The organism is Nonomuraea sp. KM90, from assembly GCF_052246675.1.
Lineage (GTDB): Bacteria > Actinomycetota > Actinomycetes > Streptosporangiales > Streptosporangiaceae > Nonomuraea.
Genome location: NZ_JBQQCB010000073.1, coordinates 26906 through 48738, shown reverse-complemented (window position 1 = coordinate 48738; position 21833 = coordinate 26906). Strand labels below are relative to the sequence as shown.

Below are 21833 nucleotides of genomic sequence, written 5' to 3'. Positions count from 1 at the left end.
AGGCCCTTTCATTGCTCGCTCACCAGATGCCTTTTGGAACGTTCCATCGAACGCCGGGTGCGGCGCGGTCGCGTCCCGTGGAATGGCGTCGGAATCGATCTGCGCTTGATCCTGTTTCTGCAGGTTAAGCCCTGTCCGCCGAAATGACCGAGAGGTGTGGACGGGTGGCGAGTCGCGCCGGTCACCCACGCGTTCACATCCGGGCCCGCGCGTTCCAGTCGGCGGTGCGTGTCGGCGAGTCGCTCCACGAGCCAGCCGGCCTGCGAGTGCGGGTGGGCGACGAGCCGGGCGCCGGCGATACGCAGGGCCGGCGGCAGATGGCCCGCAGAGCGCGGCGATGTCGCGGGCCGCCGGATCCCGGCTCCGGCCGGGATGAGCGGCTCGACCTGACTTTCACCGGCGGCGTCGTCCAGCACCACGAGGACGCGCCGCCCGGCCATCCTGGATCGGTAGACCTCGGCTCGCTCGTCCAGCGTTTCGGGCATCGCCTCACCGCTCACGCCGAGCGAATCCAGGAGTTTCGCCAGGCATAGCGCGGATCGACCGGCCCGGGTCCGGCGCCCCGCAGGTTCACGTAGAGCTGGCCGTCGGGGAGGTCGGATCGCCGGTCGTGCGCGGCTCGTACGGCCAGCGCTGTCTTTTCCACACCAGGCATGCCGGAGATGACACAGACGACGGCCGTCCCGGCGTGGCGCCCGCCCAGCGAGTCGGCGAGTCGGCGCATTTCGTCGTCGCGCCGATCAGGTCGGGCACAACCGGCTCGTCCGCGAGCGTCTGGCCGCCGAGTGATGGCCACCTCGAGTTCGTTTCCCCCGGTCTATCGCACCCCGACAGCACGCCATGCAGGACCAGGCGGTGACGGCGGCACGCCGCTCAGAGCGCCCGGCGCCCTCGTAAGATGAGGTCATCCGGCATCGGAAAGCAGGCCACCAGATGACCTGGGCGTACAACCGCTTCGCGAGCCACCGGCGGGCTGCCCTGCGATCCGGCAGTACGGTGACCGGCACAAGGGCAGGACCGGTCGAGTACGTCCAAGACGGCCCGCAAGCCGCTGTAGCCGTGCTGCTGTTCCACGGCAGCCCCGGCGGATACGACCAGAGGTGGTTACTCGACCCGCTCCTCGATCTCGGCTGCCGGGCCATCGCGTGGTCCCGCCCAGGCTACCTGCGAACGCCGCTGACGACCGGTGCGGGCTTCCCCGCGCAGGCCGACGCCGCGGCTGCGCTGCTCGACCACCTCGGAGTGTCCAAGGTCATCGCCTACGGGATCAGCGGGGGCGGGCCCTCCGCTCTGGAGTTCGCCCGGCGCCACCCGGCCAGGACCGCCGCGCTCATCCTCGAATCCGCCATCACCCGCAGATACGATCCCAAGATCCCCGTCCTCGCCCGGACCGTGTTCCTGAGCAGGTACGGAACCTGGGCCGCCGCCACCCTTTCCCGGCTCCGGCTACGGGCCGTCCTCGGCGATTTCGTGCGACAGGAGTCGACCCTCGACGGCCGGGCTCGCGGGCAGGCCGTCGACTGGATCATGGCGGAGCGCGAGAGGCGAGAGATCACGCAACGCCTCATCCTCAGCCTCACGCCCCACGAGGATCGGGCGCCCGGCCTGCGAAACGATCTCGCGCGGTTCGCCGTGCTCGACGACTCGCTCACCGCCGACGTCGGTTGCCCGGCACTCGTCCTCCACGGCTCGCACGACGGTGACGTCGACGCGGCCCACGCCCATCACGCGGCCGCGACCATCTCGGGCGCCGTCCTGCACATCGTCCCTGGAGGCTGGCACGTACTGCGGCTGTCGGCCAGCCACGAGTCCGCGCTGGAGGCCACCCGCGACTTCCTCAACGCCCATGGATCGAGCATGCACTAGGGGTGTTTTGAAGATGTGGTGGGTGGCCAGGTGGAATCCCGGGATCCAGGCTCGGGTCATGATGGGGCGTCGGCATGCACGCCGGTCAACGGACGCCCGCCGGTGCCGCCGGGCCTGCCGGCCACGGCCGTGGAGTCGCAGGCGCTGCACGGCCTGTCGGATGGGGAGCGGTCGCGGCGCTGCGGTCCGATCCGCGGTGGAAGGCCGCCGCGCGCATACGACACGACCCGGCATCAGCCTTCGCCGAGGTTGCGGCGAGCCGCGTCCGCGATCGCCCGCAGGTCGTCCCGGCCGGCTGGTCCGCTGACGATGACCAGGCGGTCCCCGGCGAACCCGGCGATCTCCGTCTCGTTCCGGTGCGAGGCCACGTATCGGGGCCCCGGCTCGCTCTCCACACCGCCCACCGCCAGGCACTCGGCGTAGAACCGCTTGAACGACTGCGTCCCGTCCACCCGGGACACCACCAGCTGCACCACCGACGCCCCGTCGGCCGACCGGAACTCCCGGAACCGCACCGGCGACCCGCCGGGCACGATCGCCCGGCGGGAGCACGGCACGAGGCCCTCCTCCAGGTCGGCCCAGGTGACGTCCGCCGTCCGCACCTCGGTCCACGACCCGGCCAGTTGCCCCGCCTCCAGCAGCACGTCCGGGGCGGAGGGGGAAGGGACGCCCGCCGGCGCCGCGGCGCAGCCTCCAAGAGCGACCAGCAGCATGACGAGCTGTGACAGGCGCATCATCCACTCCTCCTCCCATCGGGCGGCATACCCGCTACGGCCGGTACGTCCAACGTCCCCGGAGCCAGAAACAGCCCTCCGCCAAAGCCCCGACCACCGGCGCAAGGACGAAGCCCGCGGCGCACACCCGCCCGATCCAGGCCGGCCGCCGCGACAACACCCGGTCCCAGCGCTGGGGCTCGCCGCTGAGCGTGCGCGTCAGCGGCATCAGCACGCGCCCGAGGCCGAACCCGGCCCCGGGCAGCACCCGGGAAGGATGCCGCCGGTCGGCACGACGGCCAGGACGGGCGCGTGCGGCAGCGCCGTCGTCGTGAACGTCCGCACCCCCGTCCCCATCTCGAACCCTATCTGGAACGGCCTCGTCGAACTGCCGCCGGGGATGATCTCCTGGGGCACGGGCCGGCGGTTCTGGCTTGGTCTTCTGGTGGTCGTCACCGGGGTCTGAACCGACGATGGCGGTCTAAACGATCAACCGTCGTACACGGCCGTGCACAAGAGCAACCACCGAGCAATCCACCATGATCAAAGACGAGATCGGAGGCCGGCGGAAACCGAGAAATTCCAGGTCGGTATGGGCTGAGTTCCGTGGTTCGGCGTGGCCAACGACATGGGTGACGGCGATTCGGATCGCCGTCACCCCGTCGGGAGGTTACGCGGGGGGCTGGGAGACGACGACCACGTGGGTGGTCTTCGCCGGCTCGATTGTCGAGTTCCCCACCAGCTGGATGACGTACGTGTGCTTGCCGGCCGTCGTCGGCGTGTCAGTGAAGCTGAATGACCCGTCGGCAGCTGCAGTCATCTTGGCCAGGGCTTTCGAGGTAGTGCCATCGGGGTTGGAGACGTTGCGTACGACGGTGATGATGGTGAGCGGGAAGGTGATGCCGTCGGCGGCGAACGTTCCGTTGAATTCGAGTGGCTCGCCGACGACGCCGGTGGCCGGGCCGGTCACCGTGAGCACCGGCTGGTACCGGCCCACCGCGACGACAGCCGTGTCCCAGCTGCTCTTGAACCATGAGTTGCCCGGCCAGGACAACCTGTATTCGTACGACCCACTTGTCGGTGCGGTGTCGGTGAACTGGTACGTGCCGTCCGCCTCCGTGGTGACTTCCCGGAAGGGTCGCGAGGTGCCGTCGGGGAGCCAGCTGTACAGCTCGAGCGTCTGCACGCCGGGCAGCGCGCCGGTGCTCAGCGTGAGCCGCCCGCTGAAGGTCAGCTGCTTGAGCGCGGTCGCCTCGGAGGGAGCCGTCATGGTCAGGGTGGAGGCGTGGTAGGGCGAATGCGGCAGCCGCCAGAGGTGCATCCGCCCGGTGCCAGGCTCCTTCAGCACCGCATAGGTGAGTACGCCGTAGAAGGCGATGCTGCCCGCCACCAGCGCCTTCCCCTGGTGGGCGGCCGAGTAGATCACCTCCGCCGTGGCCGGGTCGTACACCACGAGCTCCGCCGCGTCGCCCGCGGGAGAGTTCCAGCCGCCCACGACGTAGGCGCCGTTCGGGCTGGCCGCGACGGCGGTGGGGAGGCCGTGCTCGCTCAGCTCGCCGCTGTCGTAAGCGCGTGTCCTGGCGTTGGTCGTCGTGTCCCAGGCGTCGAACCGGTGGGTGTCGGCCAGCGCCGACAGCGCCGCTGACCCGTAGTCGGCGAGGGCGAGGTCCCGCAGGGACGTGTCAGCGCGGATCTCGCCGAGCGGGGTGGCCGGGGTGGTGTCGACGTCGTACACCCTGATCGAGGCGGGGTCGGCTCCCGGCTCTCCCACCGCCAGAGTGCGCCCGGCGACGGCGACCAGCGGAGGCTGCGTCGTGCCCGACTCGACCGGCACGAGAGCGGGTGTGGGCCTCCACGTCTCGAGGGCGACGACGCCTCCTTCCCCCGCCTGGCCGCACCCGTACCCGACCCACACCCGCTCGTACGCCTGCGCCAGCGTGGACGGGCACGGGTAGGCGCTGAGGTCGACCCGCCTGGTGATGGCTAGCGTCGCGATGTCGATCTCGATCACTTCATGTGAGTCGCGCAGCGCCGCGTACACATGCCTGCCGTTGTCCGCCACGGACAGGGCCACGGCACCGGACAGGCCGCTGATCGTGTCGATGAGCGCGCCGTCGCTCTTGGTGACCACGATCCGATCGTCGGCGGCGACGAAGATTTTGCCGCTCTGCCCCACCACGTCGCCGCCCCTGTCGGCGGCGACGCCGAGGTCGGTGATGGTGTCGGCGGCCGAGGCGGCGGGTGCCTGAGCGACGAGCAGGGCCGCTGCCAGGAACAGGGACCCAGCCAGGGCGACTAATCGGTGGGAAAGAGGAGCACGGCCAGAGCTTGAGAGGCGCACATGCACTCCATTCTGAAGGACAGTTGTCGAACGTATGTTCGCACATTGGATCATCGTCGTCCAGAACGGCCTCGGAAAAGGTGGTCCCATCGCCCGCCGCCCCAGGCGGACCTCGTACGGGGCGTCGCCGACAAGGTCCTGGCCGCGATGGGCACGGCGTGGGTGTGCCATGAGAGGTGCATCCATCGTCTTCTCGGCCGCCCGTCCAACGGGTTGCCACTCTCGGCAGGGATCGGGTGCCATCCGAGGTCCATCGTTATCGTCGGCGCGGTGTCGCGTCCCGAGCACATGCCTGCAAGGCCGGCCAACATGCCTTACGTGCCTACTTCGGCCTGCTGGGCGGCCCGGCGCAGGCGCCCGAGGTCCTGGCGGCGCCTTGCTGTGGTGGCCCGCCCGGGCCACAGCTGATCGGCTGGGCATGGACCCCGGCGACGGCGGCGCCGAGCAGGCCGACTACCACACCTGGAACCTTCGCCGCGGGCGGGCTCGCGGGGCAGTTGCGTATCTTGGGTATGAGACGGCGCGACGACGACGCCGTGGTTCGAGTACTGGCTCGCGACGCCGGACGAACTCTCAGCCGCCGTCGGTGCCGAGTCGGCGTGAACCCTGGAGGCTCTGGAACGCGACCCGGCAGGCCCCGGCTACATCGCCCGCCTGAGCTGCTGAATGCTCCCGCAGACGCCAAGGTGCCGCGCCTCCACCGCAGGTGCTTCACGCGGGCGGGCCCGCCTTCACGCGCTGCACCAGCCGTTCCACCGACCCCCGGTAGCCGTGGAGGTGCTCCAGCCACCACGTGGCGCCCGCCTCGGCGTAGGCCCGCACCGGCGAGCCCGGCTCGCTCACTCCGATGACCGCCACGTCGAGGTCGCCTGCGGTGGCCCGGTGCCGGCGCAGCTCGCTGACCTGAGCGGCCAGGGAGTCGGGCGAGAGCGTCATGCGGCCCTCCTGGTCGTCGCCGGCGACGATCCAGCCATCCCACCGGGCGGCCCGCCGAAGGGCGCCTGCGGCCGTGCCGCCGACCCACACCGGGACCCGGGGCCGCTGGAACGGCAGCGGCGCGAGCCGCACCCCGTCCACGGTGTAATGAGCGCCCCGGTGATGGACCTCGTCACCGGACCAGAGCGAGGCCATCACGTCGAGTGCCTCATCAAGCACCGCCCCGCCGGGACGCGCTGAGCCGAAGGCGGTGAACTCCTCCCTCACGCCGCCCAGTCCGGCTCCCAGGATCACGCGGCCGCCGCTCAGCCTGTCGAGCGTCGCCACGGTCTGGGCCAGGATCTCCGGGCGATGCCGGGCCACGGCCGTCACCGCCGTGCCCAGCCTGATGCGCGAGGTCGACTGGGCCGCAGCGGCCAGCGCCACCCACGGGTCCGCCGACGGTGTGCCCCAGGCGAAGGCCAGATGATCCCACACCAGCACGGCGTCCCATCCGGCCGCCTCGGCCTCCTGGGCGAGAGTGACCAGGCGCGCCGGCTCCGCGAGCTCACCGAGGATCGCGACGTCGATGCCGTAACGCATACCCACACCCAAGCACCCGGCACCGACACTTCCGTCATCGGACTTGGCCTCAGTGATGACACCGCCATCACGCCCGCGGCCACGATGCAGATGAGCGAGCCGGTGGTCGTCCTCCTGCAGGACCTGTCCGAGCAGGGCAGGCAAGCCCGCGCCTACCTGTTCAACCAGTTCTCGCAGCAGGAAACCGACCCGGAGCGGCAGCTGACGGCCTGGGAGGCGCCCGAAACCGACGCCGGCCTGCGCATCATCAAGAGCCCGCCGCAAGCTCCGAAGACGAACGCGCACTGTAAACGGCTCATCGGCACCCTACGCCGTGAACTCCTGGACAGCACGCTCATCCGCAACGAGCACCATCTACGCTGCACCCTCACCCGCTACCTGGCGCCGTACGACACGGCCCGACCTCACCGCGGCATCGGACAGCTGTCCCGCATCGCAAGCCGAAACAGGACCGCCAAGCCCCATTGACCGGGCCGACCACGGTGTCCACCGCAAAGCCATCCTCGGCGGCCTCATCAACGAGCACCGGATCGCCAGCTGATAGTCGGCCCGCTGACACCACCCGAGAACCGGCAGGTCAGACCCCGCATCCTATTGATGAGCCCCACAGGAACCCGCCCCCGTGCCCGGAGTCCTGCAGCGTACCGTCTAAATTTCATTGACCGGTAGCACGCACACCTCTACATTCGTATCCAACAGGACATTTCCGCGAAGCGACCTGAAGAAGCTACCTTCATCATCCAGAACGATGGTGAACCAGCCGAGGAGACCGCGTGCAAGAACGCTTCGGAAGCAAGTCGGCCATCGTCGCACTGACCGCCCTGACCCTGGCCGTGTTCATCTACGTGACCACCGAGTCGCTGCCCATCGGCCTCCTCCCACTGATCGCCCAGGATCTCGGCACCAGCCCGTCAGCGGTCGGGCTCCTGGTCACCGGATACGGCCTGATCATCGTGCTGGTGTCCCTGCCGCTCACACGACTGACTCGCCGGCTGCCCCGGCGGCGGCTGCTGTGCGTCCTGTTAGGCGTCTTCATCGTGGCGACCTGCCTGTCAGCCATGGCGGGGAACTACTGGCTGCTCATGGGCGCCCGGATGGTGACCGCGCTGAGCCAGGCGCTGTTCTGGGCCATCGTGACGCCGGCCGCCGCCGGCCTCTTCCGGGCCGAGGTGCGGGGCCGGGCCCTGTCCATCCTGTACGCCGGCGCCTCCAGCGCCGCGCTGACCGGCATCCCGGCCGGCACGTGGCTCGGCCAGCAGACCAACTGGCGGGTGGCGTTCCTCGCGCTCAGCGGCCTGGCCCTGCTCGTCCTCGCCACGATCGCGGCCGTCCTGCCCGACACGCCCGCCGGGCAGGGCGCGGCGGACCGGGGCAGCGCGCCCGACCGCGGCCGGTACCTGTCGATCGTGGCCACCACGGCGGTCGCGGTCACCGGCGCGTTCACGGCGTTCACCTACATCAGCCCGTTCCTGAGCGACGTCAGCGGCTTCACCGAGTCATCGATCGGCCCGCTTCTGCTGGCACGCGGGATCGCGGGCCTGACCGGCGTGTTCGTGGTGGGCTACCTCGTCGACCGCCACGGCTGGATCACCATGACGGGGCTCATAGGCCTGCAGGCGTTGGCGCTCGCCGGGCAGTACGCGTTCGGCGCCTCCCCGGTCGGGGCCGTCATCGCGATCTCCCTGTCCGGCTTCACGCTCGCAGGCCTGACCGCCGTACTGGGATCGCGGGTGCTCGTGTACGCGCCGGGCGAGTCGGTCATGGCGAGCGCCGCTACCTCCACGGCGTTCAATGTGGGCATCACCGCGGGCGCGTTCCTCGGCAGCGTGCTCCTGCCCGGTCCGGGCGTGCGCAGCACGGCACTGGCCGGGGCGCTGCTCAGCCTGGCGGCGTTCGCCATCGTGCTGGCCGAGCCGGTCCTGTCCAGCCGGCGGAAGATCGCGCCGGCCACGGCCGCCGACCCCCTGCCCGAGGACGCCCGAGTCACGTGATCCCATGCTCAACGCACCGAACCGTGCAACCTCCTCGCCTGCCTTGAGTGGTAGCCTCAAGGGCATGTCACTCGACGTGGGACACCTTCCCCTGGTCGGCGGGCACCCCGCGCTCGATCTGGTCAACACGCTCGAACGAGGGGCACCGCTCGACGGCGGGCCGCCCCACGACTATCTGTCCGACGCCCCCGCATTGCTGCGCTGGGCGGCCAGGGCAGGCCTGATCAGCGACGCGGAGCGCGATCGGGTCGGCCAGGCGTGGCACGACGATCCCGCGTCGGCGCAGGCGGGGCTGGCCACCGTACGGGACATCCGGGAAGGGCTGCACCTCGTGGCGCTCGCAACCATCCGGCCCGCCGACGGCGGGCCGGCGGGCGACGCGGGCGAGGGGGATCCGATCGCGGCCGGGGCCGCGCTGGTCGCGCTGCACGAGCGATGGGCCGGGGCAGCCGCCAGAGCCGCGCTGGTGCTCGACAGAGGCGACCCGCCGCAGGTGCGGCTCACCTACGGCACGATACCCGCCATGCTGATACCCGACCGGGTCGCCGAGGCCGCACTCGACGTCCTGCGGACGGCCGACCTGACCCGGGTACGCCGCTGCCCCATACGCGACGGCGGCTGCGGGTGGCTGTTCCTCGATCAGAGCCGCAACGGCTCCCGCCGCTGGTGCCGCATGGCCGACTGCGGCAACACGGCCAAGGCCCGGCGGCTCACCGAGCGCCGCCGCGCCGCCCGGGGCGGCACCCTGTAGGACTCGTACGCGATCAACGGTCGACGCCGCCACGGGCTGCGGACCTGTCGCCGCAATTAGGGACCTCGTTCCCGGCCGAGGAAGCACGACAGGAGTCGCCTGAAGTCGTGCGGGTGTTCGAGCGCCGGCACGTGCCCGCATCGGCCGAGCACGTACAGACGGACATCGGCCAGGTGTTCGAGCAGGGGCAGGACTGCCGTCCCGAGCGGGGTGACTCGGTCCTCGGCGCCGTGGACGAGCAGCACGGGCGCGCGGACCCCCGCCAGCGTTTGCGCCGAGAGGGTGAGGTCGTCGGCCCAACGTGCCCTGGGTGGAGGGAACAACGACGCGAATGCGGCCGCCCCCGCTCGCATCGCGGCTGCACGGGCAGCGACGGCCGACTCGGTCACGAGCGCTTGGTCGAGGACGAGGCGACTCAACATGTCTCGTGGCCCGAGCGGGTCGGCGGCGGCGGCCCAGACCGCGTCGAGCTCGGCGGACAGCGGCGCCCCGGGGGCGCCCATCGTCGAGACCGCCACGACACGGGTGACCTGCTGGGGACGCGCGGCCGCCAACGCCAGCGCCACGGCACCTCCCATGGAGTGGCCCACCACGGCGTAGTGCTCGACACCGAGAGCATCCATCAGGCCCGCGGCCTGCTCCGTCCACAGCCGGAGCCCACCCCTGGAGTCGGCCGGGATCGGTGTACGGCCGAACCCCGCCTGGTCAGGAGCCACCAGGTGCCAGGACGTCCCCAGCGCCTGTGCCGTCGTCGCCCAGGCTCCGGATCCGGTCGTACCGGGTCCGGAGCCGTGCAGCATCAGCACCGCGGGCCCGGTGCCGCTCTCCAGGACGTGGACGGGGGAGCCGTCGACTGTGACGGTCCGAAGTGCCGTCACCGGGACAGGCCAGGTGTGCTCATGCCGATGCGGAGGTGATGGACTTCGAGAAGACCTCCATCATCGCCCTGCCGAATTGCGGCATGTCGGGCCACCCCCGGCAGGAGACGAGGTTGCCGTCCACGACGTCGGGAGCGTCGATGACCGTCGCGCCCGCGTTCTCCATGTCACCGGTGATGGGAGGGAAGCACGCCGTCTTTCGCCCCTTCAGCAGCCCGTACACAGCTGGCACCTGAGCGCCGTGGCACACCAGCGCGATCGGGAGGTTGCGCGCGAAGAAGTGCTCGGTGATGCGCCTGACGTCGGCGTCGACCCGGATCCACTCGGGGGCACGTCCCCCAGGGATGATGAGGGCGTCATAGCGCTCGACGTCGACCTCGGCCCAGGGCACGTCGACCGGCAACTTTCGGCCGTTCTTCTCCACGTAGGCGTCGGAGTTGGGGTCGAACTCGTGGATGACCAGCTGAACGTCACGCATCGTTCGTGACGAGACGTCAACGTCCCAGCCGCCCTCCTGCACGCGATAGTAGGGATACATGGTGTCGAGCTCCTCGGCGGCGTCGCCGGTCAGGAGCAGCGCTCTGGGCACCTGCTTCTCCTCGCATCTGGGGCGGGTGAGGTGGATCCAATCCGATCCGATCGGATTGAGTCAGCATTCCTCGGCCCAGCCCGCCCGTCAAGCCTCTACCGCCATTCCGTCCGCGCCCTCGGCCTCGTCGAACAATCGTCGGAACCGCTCGCCGGACAACAGGATGTGCCGGCGCATGGCGTAGGCGGCGGCGTCGGGGTCACGCGCGGCGATCGCGGCCAGAACTTCTTCGTGCTCGGCCATGGCCAAGTGAGTGACCTGGGTGTCGTGGAGAAGCCGGAACAGGTGCACGTGGGTGTGCAGGCGAGCGAGCGCTTCGCGGATGACCTGGTTCTCCGCGCTCAGGGCGACGAGATCGTGAAAAGCGGCGTCGCGTAGCCCGAAGGCGCCATAGGCCATGGGCCCGTCGCCCCCCTCCAACTCCGCCATCTCCTCCAGCATTCGTCGCAGACCGGCCACCTGCTTCAAGGATGCGCGTTCGGCGGATCTGCGCGCCGCTGCGGGCTCGAGGAGCAGGCGGACCTCAAGCATGTCCTCGAATCGGTGACGGGTGATTTGGGGGGGAATGCGATAGCCGGCATGGGGCACACGCACGACCAGGCCCTCGGCCTCCATGCGGTTCAGAGCGTCTCGGATCGGCGTCTGTGAGACCCCCAGCTCTCGCGCCAGTACGTCGATCGTGACGCGGGAGCCAGGCTCGATCCGTAGCGACATCATCTGTCCGAGCAGCGTGTCGTAAACCTCGTCGGCAAGCCGGCCGCGAGATCTTCCCGGCGGCGTTCCGCCCGTCATGGCCCCACGGCGCCGCGCGATCACCGCTTCGTCGTCCATCGTGACGTGAGGTCCTTTCTTGCGTCTTCGGGAACCTGTTGACATCGGTCGCAACACTGCGGGATGTTGACGCTCCCACTCGGATCGTATAGGAAAGGTGGCGGACGCCAGCCATCCTTCACCCATCGGGGAACCGCCCGCCATCGCTCCGCTTCGATCAGTTGGAGCCCCCATGAGCATGCTCGACGTCCTATTCGGTTCGCCACCGGGCCGCACCAGGACCGAAGGCCTTCTCGACTGCTTGAAGCCCCATTACATCGCGGCGTACTCGTGACGCCGGTCTGCGGGTCAGCCCCTGCGACAGCCGGCAACACGCCTGAACAACCCAGCAACTGCTCGGCGAAGCACGCAGCAAGGCTCCAGAAGTCCCCACCCAGAAAGCAGGCAAGAAGATGCGGTATCCACAGCGAATAGGACGATTGTCCGTTCCCGGGCGAAAGGTGCAGCTGGCGACGGCGGCCATGTTAGTGGCCACGACCGTGGCGGCTTGCGGCGGCCAGGCCGACAGCGCGCCCAAGGCACCGGCGACCATCCCGGAGCTCACCAAGGATCCGCTGACCCTCAGCTTCATCTGGTTCGACTGGCCCCCCGCCCACGCGCTGGAAGCCTTCGCGAACGCGGAGTACACCAAGGAGCGGTCGAACGTGACCATCAAGGTCAAGACCGTGCCGAACGCGAACTGGCACGACGCGATGTTCACCCAGTTCGCCGCACACAAGACCGACTTCGACATCCCGATCCTGGACTCGCAACACATCGGCGAGGCCGTGACGAACGGCAACATCCTCGACATCACCGACTTCGTCAAGAAGAACATCGACGTCAAGGCCTACAACCCGTACCTCCTGGCGGCCTACGGCCAGTTCCCCCAGGCGGAGACCGGGAAGCGCGACGAAAACGCCAGCCTGTACGGACTGCCGCTGCTCGGCGACACCTGGACGATGATCTACCGCAAGGACCTGATCGGCGACAAGCCACCGCAGACCTGGGACCAGATGATCTCAGTCGCCGAGAAGTGCCAGGCGGACCACCCTGGCGTCAGCGGGCTGGCTTTCCACCAGGCCAACGGCTCCGACGCCGCGGCCGTGACCTACAACACGGTCAACGGCGTCTACGGCGGCAACCTCTGGGACCCCAAGACGCGCAAGATCGACGGCGTCCTCAACGACACTGCGGGCCAGGAGGCGATGGACGTCCTGGTCAACAAGATGAAGCCGCTGACCGCCAAGGGCTCCGGCAACTGGTTCATCGACGAGGTGAACGCGGCGGTCGCCCAGGGCAAGGCATGCATCGCGTTCAACTGGATCGCCGCGAGCGGCGGCCTGCTTGACCCGAAGCAGTCGACGCTCGGCACCACGCGGGAGCAGATTCTCGACAAGCTGGGTTTTGCCACCCTGCCGAGCCAGAAGACGAACCTGGTGCCTCTCGGCGGCATGGGAATGCACGTGTCGGCCTACTCGCCCGAGGCGAACCAGGCGGAGGCCCTGAACTTCATGAAGTGGTTCGAGCAGGCTGACATCCAGAAGAAGTGGGCCGCGGCTGGTGGCGTGCCATCGCGTACGGACGCCCTGGAGTCGCCCGAGTTCCTCAATGCCCAGCCGTTCAACCAGGTGTACACCGACTCGGTTCCGCGGATGCGGGACATGTGGAACGTGCCCGAGTACGCGCGCCTCGTCGACATTGAGAACACCAACGTGAACGCGGCTCTCAACGGCGCGAAGACGCCGAAGGATGCGCTCGACGACATCGCCAAGGAGCAGCAGGGCGTGCTCAACGCCAGCAGCCGCAAGGGCGGCGGCGGACTGTGAGTGACTCCGCCCCTCTGACGACCGACCACCCGGTGCAGGCGGCGGCTGCGACGCCGCCCGCACCGGGTCGGTCCCGCCGCCTGAGCGACCGCGGGCTCGCCGTGGCCTTCATCTCTCCCGCGCTGCTGCTGTTGCTCGCGATGTCGGTGTTCCCGTTGCTGTGGGCGTTGTACCTGTCTTTCACCGACTACTCGGCCACCCGCGGCGGGCCCGCCCAGTTCATCTGGTTCGAGAACTACACCGCCATCGTGACTTCGGCGCAGGTCCACCTGAGGGCCTTGACGACGTTGATCTACGTGTTCGGCGCGGTCGCCCTGCAGACCGTGCTCGGTTTCGCCATCGCCTACCTGATCTCACGGCGCACGCACGGGCGAGGACTGCTGACCACTCTGTTCCTGGTTCCGATGATGCTGTCGCCGGTCGTGGTCGGGCTGTTCTGGCGATTCATGCTCGACGCGCAATTCGGCGTGATCAACAGCCTGCTCGGCTCGCTCGGCCTGGGGCAGGTGGAGTGGCTCACCCGGCAGCGAACGGCACTGATTTCCCTGATCCTGGTCGACACCTGGCAATGGACGCCGTTCATCATGCTCATCGCACTTGCGGGCCTCACCGCGGTTCCCAGGTACTTGTACGAGGCCGCCTCGATCGATCGGGCGTCCGAGTGGTTCCAGTTCCGCACCATCACTCTTCCGCTGGTGTGGCCGCTGCTCCTCATCGCCGTGTTGTTCAGGGCCATCGAGGCCTTCCGGCTGTTCGACCTCGTCTACATCCTCACCAGCGGAGGTCCGGGGGTCGCCACCGAGACGTTGTCGTTCCACGTCTACAAGGTCGCGTTCCTGGGCTTCAACACCGGAACCGCCTCGGCGTACGGGATCCTCATGGTCCTCGTCGTCATCGTCCTTACGCAGCTCTACCTGCGCTACTTGAACAAGCTCAAGGAGGACTGATGGCCCTGTCCGTTGACGAGGCCGTGTCCACAGGTCCTGGCCGGGATCACACGCCCCCCGCGCGCCGCTTCGGCGGCAGGGGCCGCTCCGTGCTGGAGGTCGCGCTGCTGACCGTGCTGGCCGTCGTGATGCTCTTTCCGGTGCTGTGGATGATCGAGACGTCCATCAAGGAGAACCGGGACGTCTACGCCATCCCGGCCAAGTTCTTCGACTTCAAGGTCACTATGGACCATTTCAAGGACGTGTTCGTCGCCTCCGGCGGCGGTCGTTCGACCTTGTCCGCCTCGTTCCTCAACTCCGTCGTGGTCGCCGGGGTCTCCACGGCGCTGGCCACCGTGCTGGGGGTCCCGGCGGCCTGGGCCTACTCACGCTTCGCCGTGAAGGCCAAGAAGGACCAACTGTTCTTCATCCTGTCCACCCGCTTCATGCCGCCCGTGGTGGTCGTGATCCCGATCTTCCTCATGTACCGCCAAGTCGGACTCATCGACACCAAGCTCGGCCTGATTCTCATCTACGCCGCGTTCAACGTCCCGTTCACGATCTGGATGATGAAGGGGTTCGTCGACGAGGTGCCCGCAGAGTACGAGGATGCCGCCATGCTCGACGGCTACACCCGCTTGCAGGCGTTCTGGCGATTCACCCTTCCCCTGCTCCTGCCCGGCATCGCCGCGACGGCGGTCTTCGCACTCATCTTCTCGTGGAACGAGTTCGTGTTCGCCATTTTCCTCACCTCCAGCGACGACGTGCGGACGGCCCCACCTGCCATCGCCGGCCTCATCGGTGGAACCACTGTGGACTGGGGTCTCGTGGCCGCCGCCTCCGTAGTGTTCGCCCTACCGGTGCTCGTCTTCGCCTACCTGGTGCGCAAGCACCTCGTCGCCGGTGTGACGCTCGGGGCGGTGCGACGCTGATGGCGGGCATCGAGGTGACGGCTCTGCACAAGCGCTACCCGGACGGGACGGTCGCAGTCGATCACGTGGACCTGTCCATCGGCGACGGCGAGCTGTTCGTGATGCTCGGCCCTTCGGGTTGCGGCAAGACGACCACGCTGCGGGCCATAGCCGGCCTGGAGAGGCAGACGACGGGCGACATCCGCATCGGCGACACGCTGGTCAACGACCTGCCGCCCGCCGAGCGCGACATCGCCATGGTGTTCCAGTTCTACGCTCTCTACCCGCATCTGAGAACCCGCGACAACCTGGCGTTCCCACTGCGGGCCGAGGGACTGCCCAAGGCGGAGGTGCGCGAGCGGGTCGACGAGGCCGCCCGGCTGATGCGGCTCGGTCCGCTCCTGGACCGGCGACCGCGCCGGCTGTCCGGCGGGGAGCAGCAGCGCGTCGCGCTTGCTCGCGCCCTGGTACGACGACCGCGCGCATTCCTCATGGACGAACCTCTCACCAATCTGGACGCGGAGCTGAGGGCGGACATGCGCACGGAGATCAAGCACCTGCAGGGGGAGCTGGGGACGACGATGGTCTACGTCACCCACGACCAAGTCGAGGCGATGTCGCTCGGTCACAGAATCGCCATCCTCAACAAGGGCCGCGTCGAGCAGATCGGCACGCCGCTGGAAGTCTACGACCGTCCGGCGAGTCTTTTCTGCGCCGCGTTCATCGGCTCCCCGCCGATGAACCTGATCGAGGTGGAGGTGGCCGACGGGAAGCTGCGCAGCCAGGGCGGACTGGCCCTCACGCCACCGCCAGGCCTGCCGCGCGACCGTCGTCTGGTCGCAGGCGTCCGGCCGGAGGCGCTGGAAGTCACAGAACCACGGGCGGAACGTTCGGTCCCGGCCCGCGTGGTCTCGGCGGAGTGGCTGGGCGACGAAATCATCTACGTGGTCGACCACGGCGGCCGGCGCGACGTACGGGTTCGGATGCCACCGACTGTCCGTTTCGCCGCTGACGCACCGGTCGGGCTGCGGCACACCGGCGGGACCCCGGCGGTCTACGACGTGAGCACGGAAGAGCTGGTGGCCTGATGGGAACCGTGGCAGTGCACGGGCTGTGCAAGTCCTTCGGTAAAGTCCAGGCCCTGGACGGGGTGACGCTGGACGTACCGGACGGATCGTTCTTCGTCGTGCTCGGACCCTCCGGGGCAGGCAAGACGACGACCCTGCGAGCGATCGCCGGCCTTGAGAAGCTTGACGCCGGGTCGGTGCATCTGGACGGGAGGGACGCGACCGGTGACGCCCCGGCCGCACGCGACCTGGCCATGGTCTTCCAGAACTACGCCCTCTACCCGCGACACACGGCGTACGAGAACATCGCTTCGCCGCTACGGGCACGCCGCTGTTCTTCGAGCGAGATCGCCGCTGCCGTCGAGCAGATGTCGAGCCTGCTGCACATCGAACGTCTGCTGCAGCGTCGTCCGGCGCAGTTGTCGGGCGGTGAGATGCAGCGTGTTGCCCTGGCCCGGGCACTGGTCCGTCGCCCACGCGCGTTTCTCATGGACGAGCCGCTGACGAACCTCGACCTCAAGCTCCGCGTCGAGATGCGCACCGAGCTCACCCGCATCCACCGGAGCCTCGGAGCAACCTTCGTCTACGTGACCAACGACCAGGTCGAGGCCCTGTCCATGGCCGACCAGGTCGCGGTCCTCAAGGAGGGGAAGGTGCAACAGGTCGGAACGCCGACCGAGGTGTACGAGCGTCCAGCCAACCAGTGGGTCGCGGGATTCGTCGGGAGCCCGCCGATCAGCCTGCTCGCCTGCCACGCCGAGGGAGATCGTCTGGTCGGGGCGGAAGGCTGGACGCTGCCGCGGCCCCGCTGGACCACGGCCGAGGACAGTCGTCCGCTGCTGCTGGGCCTGCGCGCGGAGGACCTGTCCGTCGAGCAGCGTGGGGACGCGTCGTTGTCGGGTGAGCTCTACGGCCTTGAGCCGCTCGGTGACCGAACGGTGGTCGACGTCCGAGTGGGGACGGCGATCCTCAAGGTCAAGGCACGAACCACCGTTACCGGTACGCCGGGCGAGCGGCTGCTTGTCACGGTCGACCTCAACCGTGCGCACCTCTTCGATGCGCGCACCGGGCTGGCGATGTCCGAGGCCGGGAGGTAATCGCGCAGGGCGGCGACGTCAATATGTGCCGGCACGTGGCAATCGAGCCTCGGCCGACCGTCACCGGTGAGCACGGCCTGACGACGCTGAAGCAGCCATGGCCCGAGAAGGCGATCGGTGGCACGGGGCGTCGCCCCGCAGCCAGGGCCAAGGCCACATTCGACCCGCTCGGCAACCTCCACCCCGACGAGGTCGTGTGACCCGTTCGTCAACGCGCGTGGCGCGATCGCTGAGGTCACGCCGGACATCACCAAGAACATCACAGGAGGCGACGCAATGAGTGACCCGATGAACGTCCTGGCCCCCGAGCACCGGCGGCTCCGGATCGGCGACGCCTGGCGCGACGCCGCCGGCGGAGCCACCTTTGTCGTCGAGGACCCGGCCACCGGCAAGACCATCGCCGAGGTGGCGGACGCCGACGTCGTTGACGGGCTCGCCGCTCTGGACGTGGCGAGCAAGGCAATGGCGGAGTGGGCGGCGACCCCGCCGCGAAAACGGTCAGAGTTGTTGACCGCGACGTACCGGGCACTGACCGAGCGATCCGAGGAGGTCGCCCGGCTGATAACGCTCGAGATGGGCAAGCCGCTCGCGGAGGCTCGGGGAGAGGTGGCCTACGGCGCCGAGTTCTTCCGTTGGTTCGCCGAGGAGGCGGTGCGCGTCGAGGGGCGCTACAACACCGCTCCCGCTGGTGGATATCGCATCCTCACCGTGCCGAGGCCGGTCGGACCGTGCGTCTTCGTGACGCCCTGGAACTTTCCGTTGGCCATGGGTGCCCGCAAGATCGCTCCTGCGCTGGCGGCGGGCTGCACGACGATCACCAAGCCGGCAGCCCAGACGCCACTCACCATGCTGTTCCTGGCCCGCATCATGGAGGAGGCCGGCGTTCCCCCGGGCGTCGTCAACGTCGTGACAACCAAGCGTGCCGGCGAGGTGGTCTCAGCACTGCTGGCCGACCGTCGGACCCGCAAGCTTTCGTTCACCGGGTCGACCGAGGTCGGGCGCGTGCTGCTACGACAGGCGGCGGACAACGTGCTGCGCACCTCCATGGAACTGGGCGGCAACGCGGCCTTGATCGTGTGTGCCGACGCGGACCTGGACGTCGCGCTCGACGGTGCCATGGTGGCCAAGATGCGCAACATCGGGGAGTCCTGCATCGCGGCCAACCGAATCTACGTCGAGGAGCCGGTGCGCGAGGAGTTCACGGCGCGCTTCGCCAAGCGGATGGGCGCGCTCTCGGTGGGCCATGGTCTCGACGACGGTGTGGACGTCGGGGCGTTGATCGACGAGGCCTCGGTCACCAAGATCGACGAGCTCGTCGCCGACGCGGTCAATCGCGGAGCCCGTGTCTTGGTGGGCGGCGAGCGTCCGGATGGGCCGGGCCACTTCTACCCGCCTACGGTCATCGTCGACGTGCCCGAAGACGCGCGGATGCTGGAGGCGGAGATCTTCGGCCCGGTGGCCCCGATCATCTCGTTCACGTCCGACGACGAGGTGATGGCGAAGGCCAACGACACCGAGCACGGCCTGGCCGGATACGTCTTCACCCGTGACCTCCAGCGGGCGCTCCGGTTCGCCGAGGGGCTGGAGACGGGGATGCTCGGCATCAACCGTGGTCTGATCTCGGACCCGTCAGCTCCGTTCGGAGGTGTGAAGCAGTCCGGGATCGGCAAGGAGGGGTCGCACGAGGGCATCCTTGAGTACCTCGACGTCACCTACGCGGCGATCGACCTCCCGTGACCGGCCTGCCGCTCCGGGTGCCCGCAGAGGATCACCACGCCCCGTGCGTACATGACCAGACCGGCCTCCACCCGTGGAGCGGGACCCGGGCCATGGTCGGCACGGATCCGCCGGCACCAGGGGACGCCGTCGACTCCGCCGGTGTGCGCGCCACAGACGCGGCCGCGGCGGTGGATGGGGCGATCAGCCCTTTCGGCGGTCCCAAAGGCTACGCCCTCGGGCTCATGATCGAGGTGCTGGTCGCGACCTTGACTCGTACCGCCCTTGGCGACGATGTCCGCGGGACCCTCGACCCGACTGACCAGCCCACCAAGGGCGACGTCTTCATCGCGATGGACCCCCGAGGCCGGCCCGGGCACGACCGAGCCCGGGAGCCCGGCGCGCGCGCCTGCGCCACCCGGCAGCCAACCTTGCCGACGCCGTCCCGGTCGCGCAGGTGACCCGGACGTCCGCTCAGCAAATCACCGCCGACGTTCCAGAGAGGCACTGACATGCTTGAGACCGTCCGCGGACCACGCCAGCTGATAGTGGGCGAAGGGGTCGCGCAGAACATCCCACGAGTGGTGGCCGAGTGTGGCTCGCGAGTCCTCATCGTGACCGACCGGGTTCTTCTGGGGCAGCCGGGCGTGGCCGAGATCGTGGCCGCCGTACGGGAGAAGGTCGAAGTCGTCGGGGTGTTCGCCGACGCGACTCCGGACGTGCCACTCACCGATGTCACCCTGGCCGTCTCGGTCGCCGCGGAGGTGGACGCCGACGTAATCCTCGCCATCGGGGGTGGCACGGTGATCGACCTCGCCAAAATCGTCGGTGTCATCCGGTGCCACGGTGGGACGCCGCGCGACTTCTACGGGGAGTCGAAGGTGCCGGGGCCGACGATGCCTCTCGTCGCGGTCCCGACGACGTCAGGCACCGGCTCCGAGCTCACGCCCGTCTCGGTGTTGACCGACCCGGACCGCGAGCTGAAGGTGGGGGTCTCCAGCGTCCACATCGTGCCCGACTTCGCCATCGTCGACCCCGAGCTCACCTACACCTGCCCGGCGACCGTCACTGCCCACTCCGGCATCGACGCGTTCTGTCACGCGGTGGAGAGCTACACCGCGCGACCCCGGGCCCACGGACCGCGCGACCCGGTGGAGCAGGTCTTCCTCGGCCGCAACCCCATCACCGATCACTACGCGCTCCTGGCCGCGGAGCGGATCGCCCGCAGCCTGCCCCATGTCGTCAGGGACGGAGGCGACAAGGACGCGCGCGCGAACATGTCCTATGGGTCCATGCTGGCCGGGCTCGCGTTCTCCCACGCAGGCAACGCGGCTCCGCACGCTCTTCAGTACCCCATCGGCGCAGCCACCCACACACCGCACGGCCTGGGCGTCGGGCTGCTGCTGCCCTACGCGCTGGACGCGGCCAGGCATGCGATCGGCGACCGGTTGGCCATCCTCGCCGGTGTGTGCGGGCTCGACGTGACCGACGCCTCGGATGCCGAGGCCGCAGACACGTTCCTCACCTGGCTCGACGGACTCCTTGCCGACATCGGCATCCCCACCACCTTGGCGGACATCGGCGTGGCACGCGCCGACCTCCCGCGCTTCGCGGAGATGGCCAGTGGCGTCACCCGCTTGATCCAGAACCATCCAGGCCCGACCGACACCGCCAGTCTGACCGCGATCCTCGAAGCGGCCTGGCTCGGGGACCGGACCCGACACGTCCTGACGCCGGATCAGAGATAGTGACGGGCCTTCCACCTGACGACGAGTTCGCTGCCCCCTGGGTATCAGAATTGTCGGCTACGCCTTCACACCTGTCTCGAGGCCGAGGTGATCTGATCGCCGCGCGTTGTCGGGCCGCCGTGCCGTTGTGTGCAACCCCTGCACCGAGCCGATTCCGAGCATCCCCGCCGAGACCTCGATAGAGTTCAGAACCGCTCGAATATTTCTGAACGGACGGCGTCCAAAAATCCAGCGGGGCTCCTGCGAGGGCGCAGCCGGCCGCTGCGGCCACCGGGAGGGATCGAGGCAGTGAAAGTACGTACTCTACGATCACGATGGTGTTCTGGTGGACACCGAGTTCTGGTACTACAAGGCCGGGGAACGCGCCCTCGCGGACATCGGCTTGACCCTGGACCAGGACCAGTACCTTCGGGAGATGAGTCAAGGTTTGGGCACCTGGGCCCAAGCCAGGGCGGCCGGCGTCGATGAGCAGACCATCAGCAGGCAGCGTCAGCTTCGTAATGATTACTATCAAGAGTATCTGAGAACAGAATCCATCGAGATCGAAGGCGTCGTGGAAGCTCCGGCCGAGCTGTCAAAACACGTCCGGACGGCCATCGTGACAACCGCCGAACGCGCGGATTTCGAGCTCATCCATGAGAAGCGCCAGATCAAGCAATTCATGTATCTCGTCGTCGTTCGCGAGGATTACGAGCTCGCCAAGCCGCATCCAGACCCGTACCTGATCGGCCTGAGACGCTTCGGAGCCACCAAGGAAGAGACACTGGTCGTTGAGGACTCGTCCAGAGAGCTGAAGTCGGCCGTGGCGGCCGGTATTGAGTGTGCTGTCGTCCACAACGACTTCACCCAATCAAACGACTTCGCGCAAGCCACCTATCGAATCCAAACTCTGGCCGAATTGAAGGACATCATCCTCAAGTAAGCCGAAGGAGAGGAAAAGAATCCGGCCAGGTCTGTGCGCTTCGCCGAAGGACCTGGCCGCGATCAGGAGGGGAAGCGGCCGGCGTGGGTCACGCGAGGCCGAGCCGGACCCAGGCTCAGGCCGAACCGGAGGGGACGCCATAGGTACGGCCCAGGGTATG

General features: G+C 68.7%; 23 protein-coding genes and 1 pseudogene. 15 read left to right on the top strand and 9 right to left on the bottom strand.

Annotated features, from left to right (window positions below; genetic code table 11):
* Nucleotides 1–8: 8 nt before the first annotated feature.
* Nucleotides 9–485: a hypothetical protein gene (locus ACTWPW_RS42725; protein ID WP_443172054.1), complete on the bottom strand. Its 477-nt coding sequence runs from the start codon at nt 483–485 to the stop codon at nt 9–11.
* Between the two features lie 11 nt (nt 486–496).
* Nucleotides 497–655, bottom strand: coding sequence for a hypothetical protein (locus ACTWPW_RS42720; RefSeq protein ID WP_443172053.1), 159 nt, complete (start codon nt 653–655; stop codon nt 497–499).
* A 278-nt stretch (nt 656–933) separates the two neighbouring features.
* On the opposite strand from ACTWPW_RS42720, the gene ACTWPW_RS42715 reads away from it, so the two are divergent.
* A complete protein-coding gene (locus ACTWPW_RS42715) occupies nt 934–1866 on the top strand; it encodes an alpha/beta fold hydrolase (protein ID WP_443172052.1) in 933 nt (310 codons plus the stop codon).
* 233 nt (nt 1867–2099) lie between these two features.
* On the opposite strand, the gene ACTWPW_RS42710 is transcribed toward ACTWPW_RS42715, so the two are convergent.
* The gene (locus tag ACTWPW_RS42710; RefSeq protein WP_443172051.1) at nt 2100–2603 is read right to left on the bottom strand and encodes a hypothetical protein; all 504 of its coding nucleotides are present in this window, start codon (nt 2601–2603) and stop codon (nt 2100–2102) included.
* Nucleotides 2604–2634: 31 nt separating this feature from the next.
* Nucleotides 2635–2847: a hypothetical protein gene (locus ACTWPW_RS42705; protein WP_443172050.1), complete on the bottom strand. Its 213-nt coding sequence runs from the start codon at nt 2845–2847 to the stop codon at nt 2635–2637.
* Between the two features lie 9 nt (nt 2848–2856).
* Between ACTWPW_RS42705 and ACTWPW_RS42700 the strand changes: the two genes are divergently transcribed.
* On the top strand, nt 2857–3045 hold the full coding sequence (locus ACTWPW_RS42700; protein WP_443172049.1) for a hypothetical protein: 189 nt from the start codon (nt 2857–2859) through the stop codon (nt 3043–3045).
* Between the two features lie 204 nt (nt 3046–3249).
* On the opposite strand, the gene ACTWPW_RS42695 is transcribed toward ACTWPW_RS42700, so the two are convergent.
* Both ACTWPW_RS42695 and ACTWPW_RS42690 read right to left on the bottom strand, forming a co-directional pair.
* A complete protein-coding gene (locus tag ACTWPW_RS42695) occupies nt 3250–4920 on the bottom strand; it encodes a hypothetical protein (RefSeq protein WP_443172048.1) in 1671 nt (556 codons plus the stop codon).
* Nucleotides 4921–5631: 711 nt separating this feature from the next.
* The gene (locus tag ACTWPW_RS42690; protein WP_375118242.1) at nt 5632–6438 is read right to left on the bottom strand and encodes an LLM class flavin-dependent oxidoreductase; all 807 of its coding nucleotides are present in this window, start codon (nt 6436–6438) and stop codon (nt 5632–5634) included.
* 90 nt (nt 6439–6528) lie between these two features.
* Here ACTWPW_RS42690 and ACTWPW_RS42685 point away from each other — a divergent pair, with 90 nt between their 5' ends.
* The 3 genes from ACTWPW_RS42685 (at nt 6529) to ACTWPW_RS42675 (ending at nt 9180) form a co-directional block, all read left to right on the top strand.
* On the top strand, nt 6529–6906 hold the full coding sequence (locus tag ACTWPW_RS42685) for an integrase core domain-containing protein (RefSeq protein WP_443172047.1): 378 nt from the start codon (nt 6529–6531) through the stop codon (nt 6904–6906).
* 305 nt (nt 6907–7211) lie between these two features.
* Nucleotides 7212–8429 (top strand): MFS transporter, encoded by a 1218-nt coding sequence (locus ACTWPW_RS42680; protein WP_443172046.1) that lies wholly within the window; start codon nt 7212–7214, stop codon nt 8427–8429.
* Between the two features lie 64 nt (nt 8430–8493).
* Nucleotides 8494–9180, top strand: a complete 687-nt coding sequence (locus ACTWPW_RS42675; RefSeq protein WP_443172045.1) for a CGNR zinc finger domain-containing protein — start codon at nt 8494–8496, stop codon at nt 9178–9180.
* A 56-nt stretch (nt 9181–9236) separates the two neighbouring features.
* On the opposite strand, the gene ACTWPW_RS42670 is transcribed toward ACTWPW_RS42675, so the two are convergent.
* The 3 genes from ACTWPW_RS42670 to ACTWPW_RS42660 all read right to left on the bottom strand — a co-directional run bounded on the left by ACTWPW_RS42670 (nt 9237) and on the right by ACTWPW_RS42660 (nt 11478).
* Nucleotides 9237–10058: an alpha/beta fold hydrolase gene (locus ACTWPW_RS42670; RefSeq protein WP_443172044.1), complete on the bottom strand. Its 822-nt coding sequence runs from the start codon at nt 10056–10058 to the stop codon at nt 9237–9239.
* 19 nt (nt 10059–10077) lie between these two features.
* Nucleotides 10078–10647 (bottom strand): DJ-1/PfpI family protein, encoded by a 570-nt coding sequence (locus ACTWPW_RS42665; RefSeq protein WP_375118237.1) that lies wholly within the window; start codon nt 10645–10647, stop codon nt 10078–10080.
* An 87-nt stretch (nt 10648–10734) separates the two neighbouring features.
* Nucleotides 10735–11478, bottom strand: a complete 744-nt coding sequence (locus tag ACTWPW_RS42660; protein WP_375118236.1) for a GntR family transcriptional regulator — start codon at nt 11476–11478, stop codon at nt 10735–10737.
* 461 nt (nt 11479–11939) lie between these two features.
* Between ACTWPW_RS42660 and ACTWPW_RS42655 the strand changes: the two genes are divergently transcribed.
* The 10 genes and pseudogenes from ACTWPW_RS42655 to ACTWPW_RS42610 all read left to right on the top strand — a co-directional run.
* Nucleotides 11940–13286, top strand: coding sequence for an extracellular solute-binding protein (locus ACTWPW_RS42655; protein WP_375118235.1), 1347 nt, complete (start codon nt 11940–11942; stop codon nt 13284–13286).
* Nucleotides 13283–14233, top strand: a complete 951-nt coding sequence (locus ACTWPW_RS42650) for a carbohydrate ABC transporter permease (protein ID WP_443172043.1) — start codon at nt 13283–13285, stop codon at nt 14231–14233. Before ACTWPW_RS42655 ends, ACTWPW_RS42650 begins: the two co-directional genes overlap by 4 nt.
* Nucleotides 14233–15144 (top strand): carbohydrate ABC transporter permease, encoded by a 912-nt coding sequence (locus ACTWPW_RS42645; RefSeq protein ID WP_443172042.1) that lies wholly within the window; start codon nt 14233–14235, stop codon nt 15142–15144. Before ACTWPW_RS42650 ends, ACTWPW_RS42645 begins: the two co-directional genes overlap by 1 nt.
* Entirely contained in the window at nt 15144–16211 is a 1068-nt protein-coding gene (locus ACTWPW_RS42640) for an ABC transporter ATP-binding protein (protein ID WP_375118232.1), read from the top strand. Before ACTWPW_RS42645 ends, ACTWPW_RS42640 begins: the two co-directional genes overlap by 1 nt.
* Nucleotides 16211–17287, top strand: a complete 1077-nt coding sequence (locus tag ACTWPW_RS42635) for an ABC transporter ATP-binding protein (RefSeq protein ID WP_443172041.1) — start codon at nt 16211–16213, stop codon at nt 17285–17287. Before ACTWPW_RS42640 ends, ACTWPW_RS42635 begins: the two co-directional genes overlap by 1 nt.
* Before the next feature lie 35 nt (nt 17288–17322).
* Nucleotides 17323–17487, top strand: coding sequence for an FAD-linked oxidase C-terminal domain-containing protein (locus tag ACTWPW_RS42630; RefSeq protein WP_443172040.1), 165 nt, complete (start codon nt 17323–17325; stop codon nt 17485–17487).
* 76 nt (nt 17488–17563) lie between these two features.
* Nucleotides 17564–19024: an NAD-dependent succinate-semialdehyde dehydrogenase gene (locus tag ACTWPW_RS42625; protein ID WP_443172039.1), complete on the top strand. Its 1461-nt coding sequence runs from the start codon at nt 17564–17566 to the stop codon at nt 19022–19024.
* Nucleotides 19025–19116: 92 nt separating this feature from the next.
* On the top strand, nt 19117–19464 hold the full coding sequence (locus ACTWPW_RS42620) for an Ldh family oxidoreductase (protein WP_443172038.1): 348 nt from the start codon (nt 19117–19119) through the stop codon (nt 19462–19464).
* 51 nt (nt 19465–19515) lie between these two features.
* Nucleotides 19516–20751 carry an iron-containing alcohol dehydrogenase gene (locus ACTWPW_RS42615; RefSeq protein ID WP_443172037.1) on the top strand — a complete coding sequence of 412 codons (1236 nt, stop codon included), beginning with the start codon at nt 19516–19518 and terminating at the stop codon, nt 20749–20751.
* 307 nt (nt 20752–21058) lie between these two features.
* Nucleotides 21059–21673 (top strand): annotated as a pseudogene (locus tag ACTWPW_RS42610) (HAD family hydrolase); the annotation flags it as partial.
* Nucleotides 21674–21833 lie beyond the last annotated feature (160 nt).

What these genes read in the sequence shown, in the direction of transcription:
- ACTWPW_RS42685 (WP_443172047.1), top strand. Translation starts at nt 6,529, where the DNA reads ATGAGCGAGCCGGTGGTCGTCCTCCTGCAGGACCTGTCCGAGCAGGGC.
- ACTWPW_RS42715 (WP_443172052.1), top strand. Translation starts at nt 934, where the DNA reads ATGACCTGGGCGTACAACCGCTTCGCGAGCCACCGGCGGGCTGCCCTG.
- ACTWPW_RS42655 (WP_375118235.1), top strand. Translation starts at nt 11,940, where the DNA reads ATGTTAGTGGCCACGACCGTGGCGGCTTGCGGCGGCCAGGCCGACAGC.
- ACTWPW_RS42635 (WP_443172041.1), top strand. Translation starts at nt 16,211, where the DNA reads ATGGGAACCGTGGCAGTGCACGGGCTGTGCAAGTCCTTCGGTAAAGTC.
- ACTWPW_RS42645 (WP_443172042.1), top strand. Translation starts at nt 14,233, where the DNA reads ATGGCCCTGTCCGTTGACGAGGCCGTGTCCACAGGTCCTGGCCGGGAT.
- ACTWPW_RS42710 (WP_443172051.1), bottom strand. Translation starts at nt 2,603, where the DNA reads ATGATGCGCCTGTCACAGCTCGTCATGCTGCTGGTCGCTCTTGGAGGC.
- ACTWPW_RS42690 (WP_375118242.1), bottom strand. Translation starts at nt 6,438, where the DNA reads ATGCGTTACGGCATCGACGTCGCGATCCTCGGTGAGCTCGCGGAGCCG.
- ACTWPW_RS42725 (WP_443172054.1), bottom strand. Translation starts at nt 485, where the DNA reads ATGCCCGAAACGCTGGACGAGCGAGCCGAGGTCTACCGATCCAGGATG.
- ACTWPW_RS42625 (WP_443172039.1), top strand. Translation starts at nt 17,564, where the DNA reads ATGAGTGACCCGATGAACGTCCTGGCCCCCGAGCACCGGCGGCTCCGG.
- ACTWPW_RS42720 (WP_443172053.1), bottom strand. Translation starts at nt 655, where the DNA reads ATGCCTGGTGTGGAAAAGACAGCGCTGGCCGTACGAGCCGCGCACGAC.
- ACTWPW_RS42700 (WP_443172049.1), top strand. Translation starts at nt 2,857, where the DNA reads ATGCCGCCGGTCGGCACGACGGCCAGGACGGGCGCGTGCGGCAGCGCC.
- ACTWPW_RS42660 (WP_375118236.1), bottom strand. Translation starts at nt 11,478, where the DNA reads ATGGACGACGAAGCGGTGATCGCGCGGCGCCGTGGGGCCATGACGGGC.
- ACTWPW_RS42675 (WP_443172045.1), top strand. Translation starts at nt 8,494, where the DNA reads ATGTCACTCGACGTGGGACACCTTCCCCTGGTCGGCGGGCACCCCGCG.
- ACTWPW_RS42640 (WP_375118232.1), top strand. Translation starts at nt 15,144, where the DNA reads ATGGCGGGCATCGAGGTGACGGCTCTGCACAAGCGCTACCCGGACGGG.
- ACTWPW_RS42620 (WP_443172038.1), top strand. Translation starts at nt 19,117, where the DNA reads ATGGTCGGCACGGATCCGCCGGCACCAGGGGACGCCGTCGACTCCGCC.
- ACTWPW_RS42615 (WP_443172037.1), top strand. Translation starts at nt 19,516, where the DNA reads ATGCTTGAGACCGTCCGCGGACCACGCCAGCTGATAGTGGGCGAAGGG.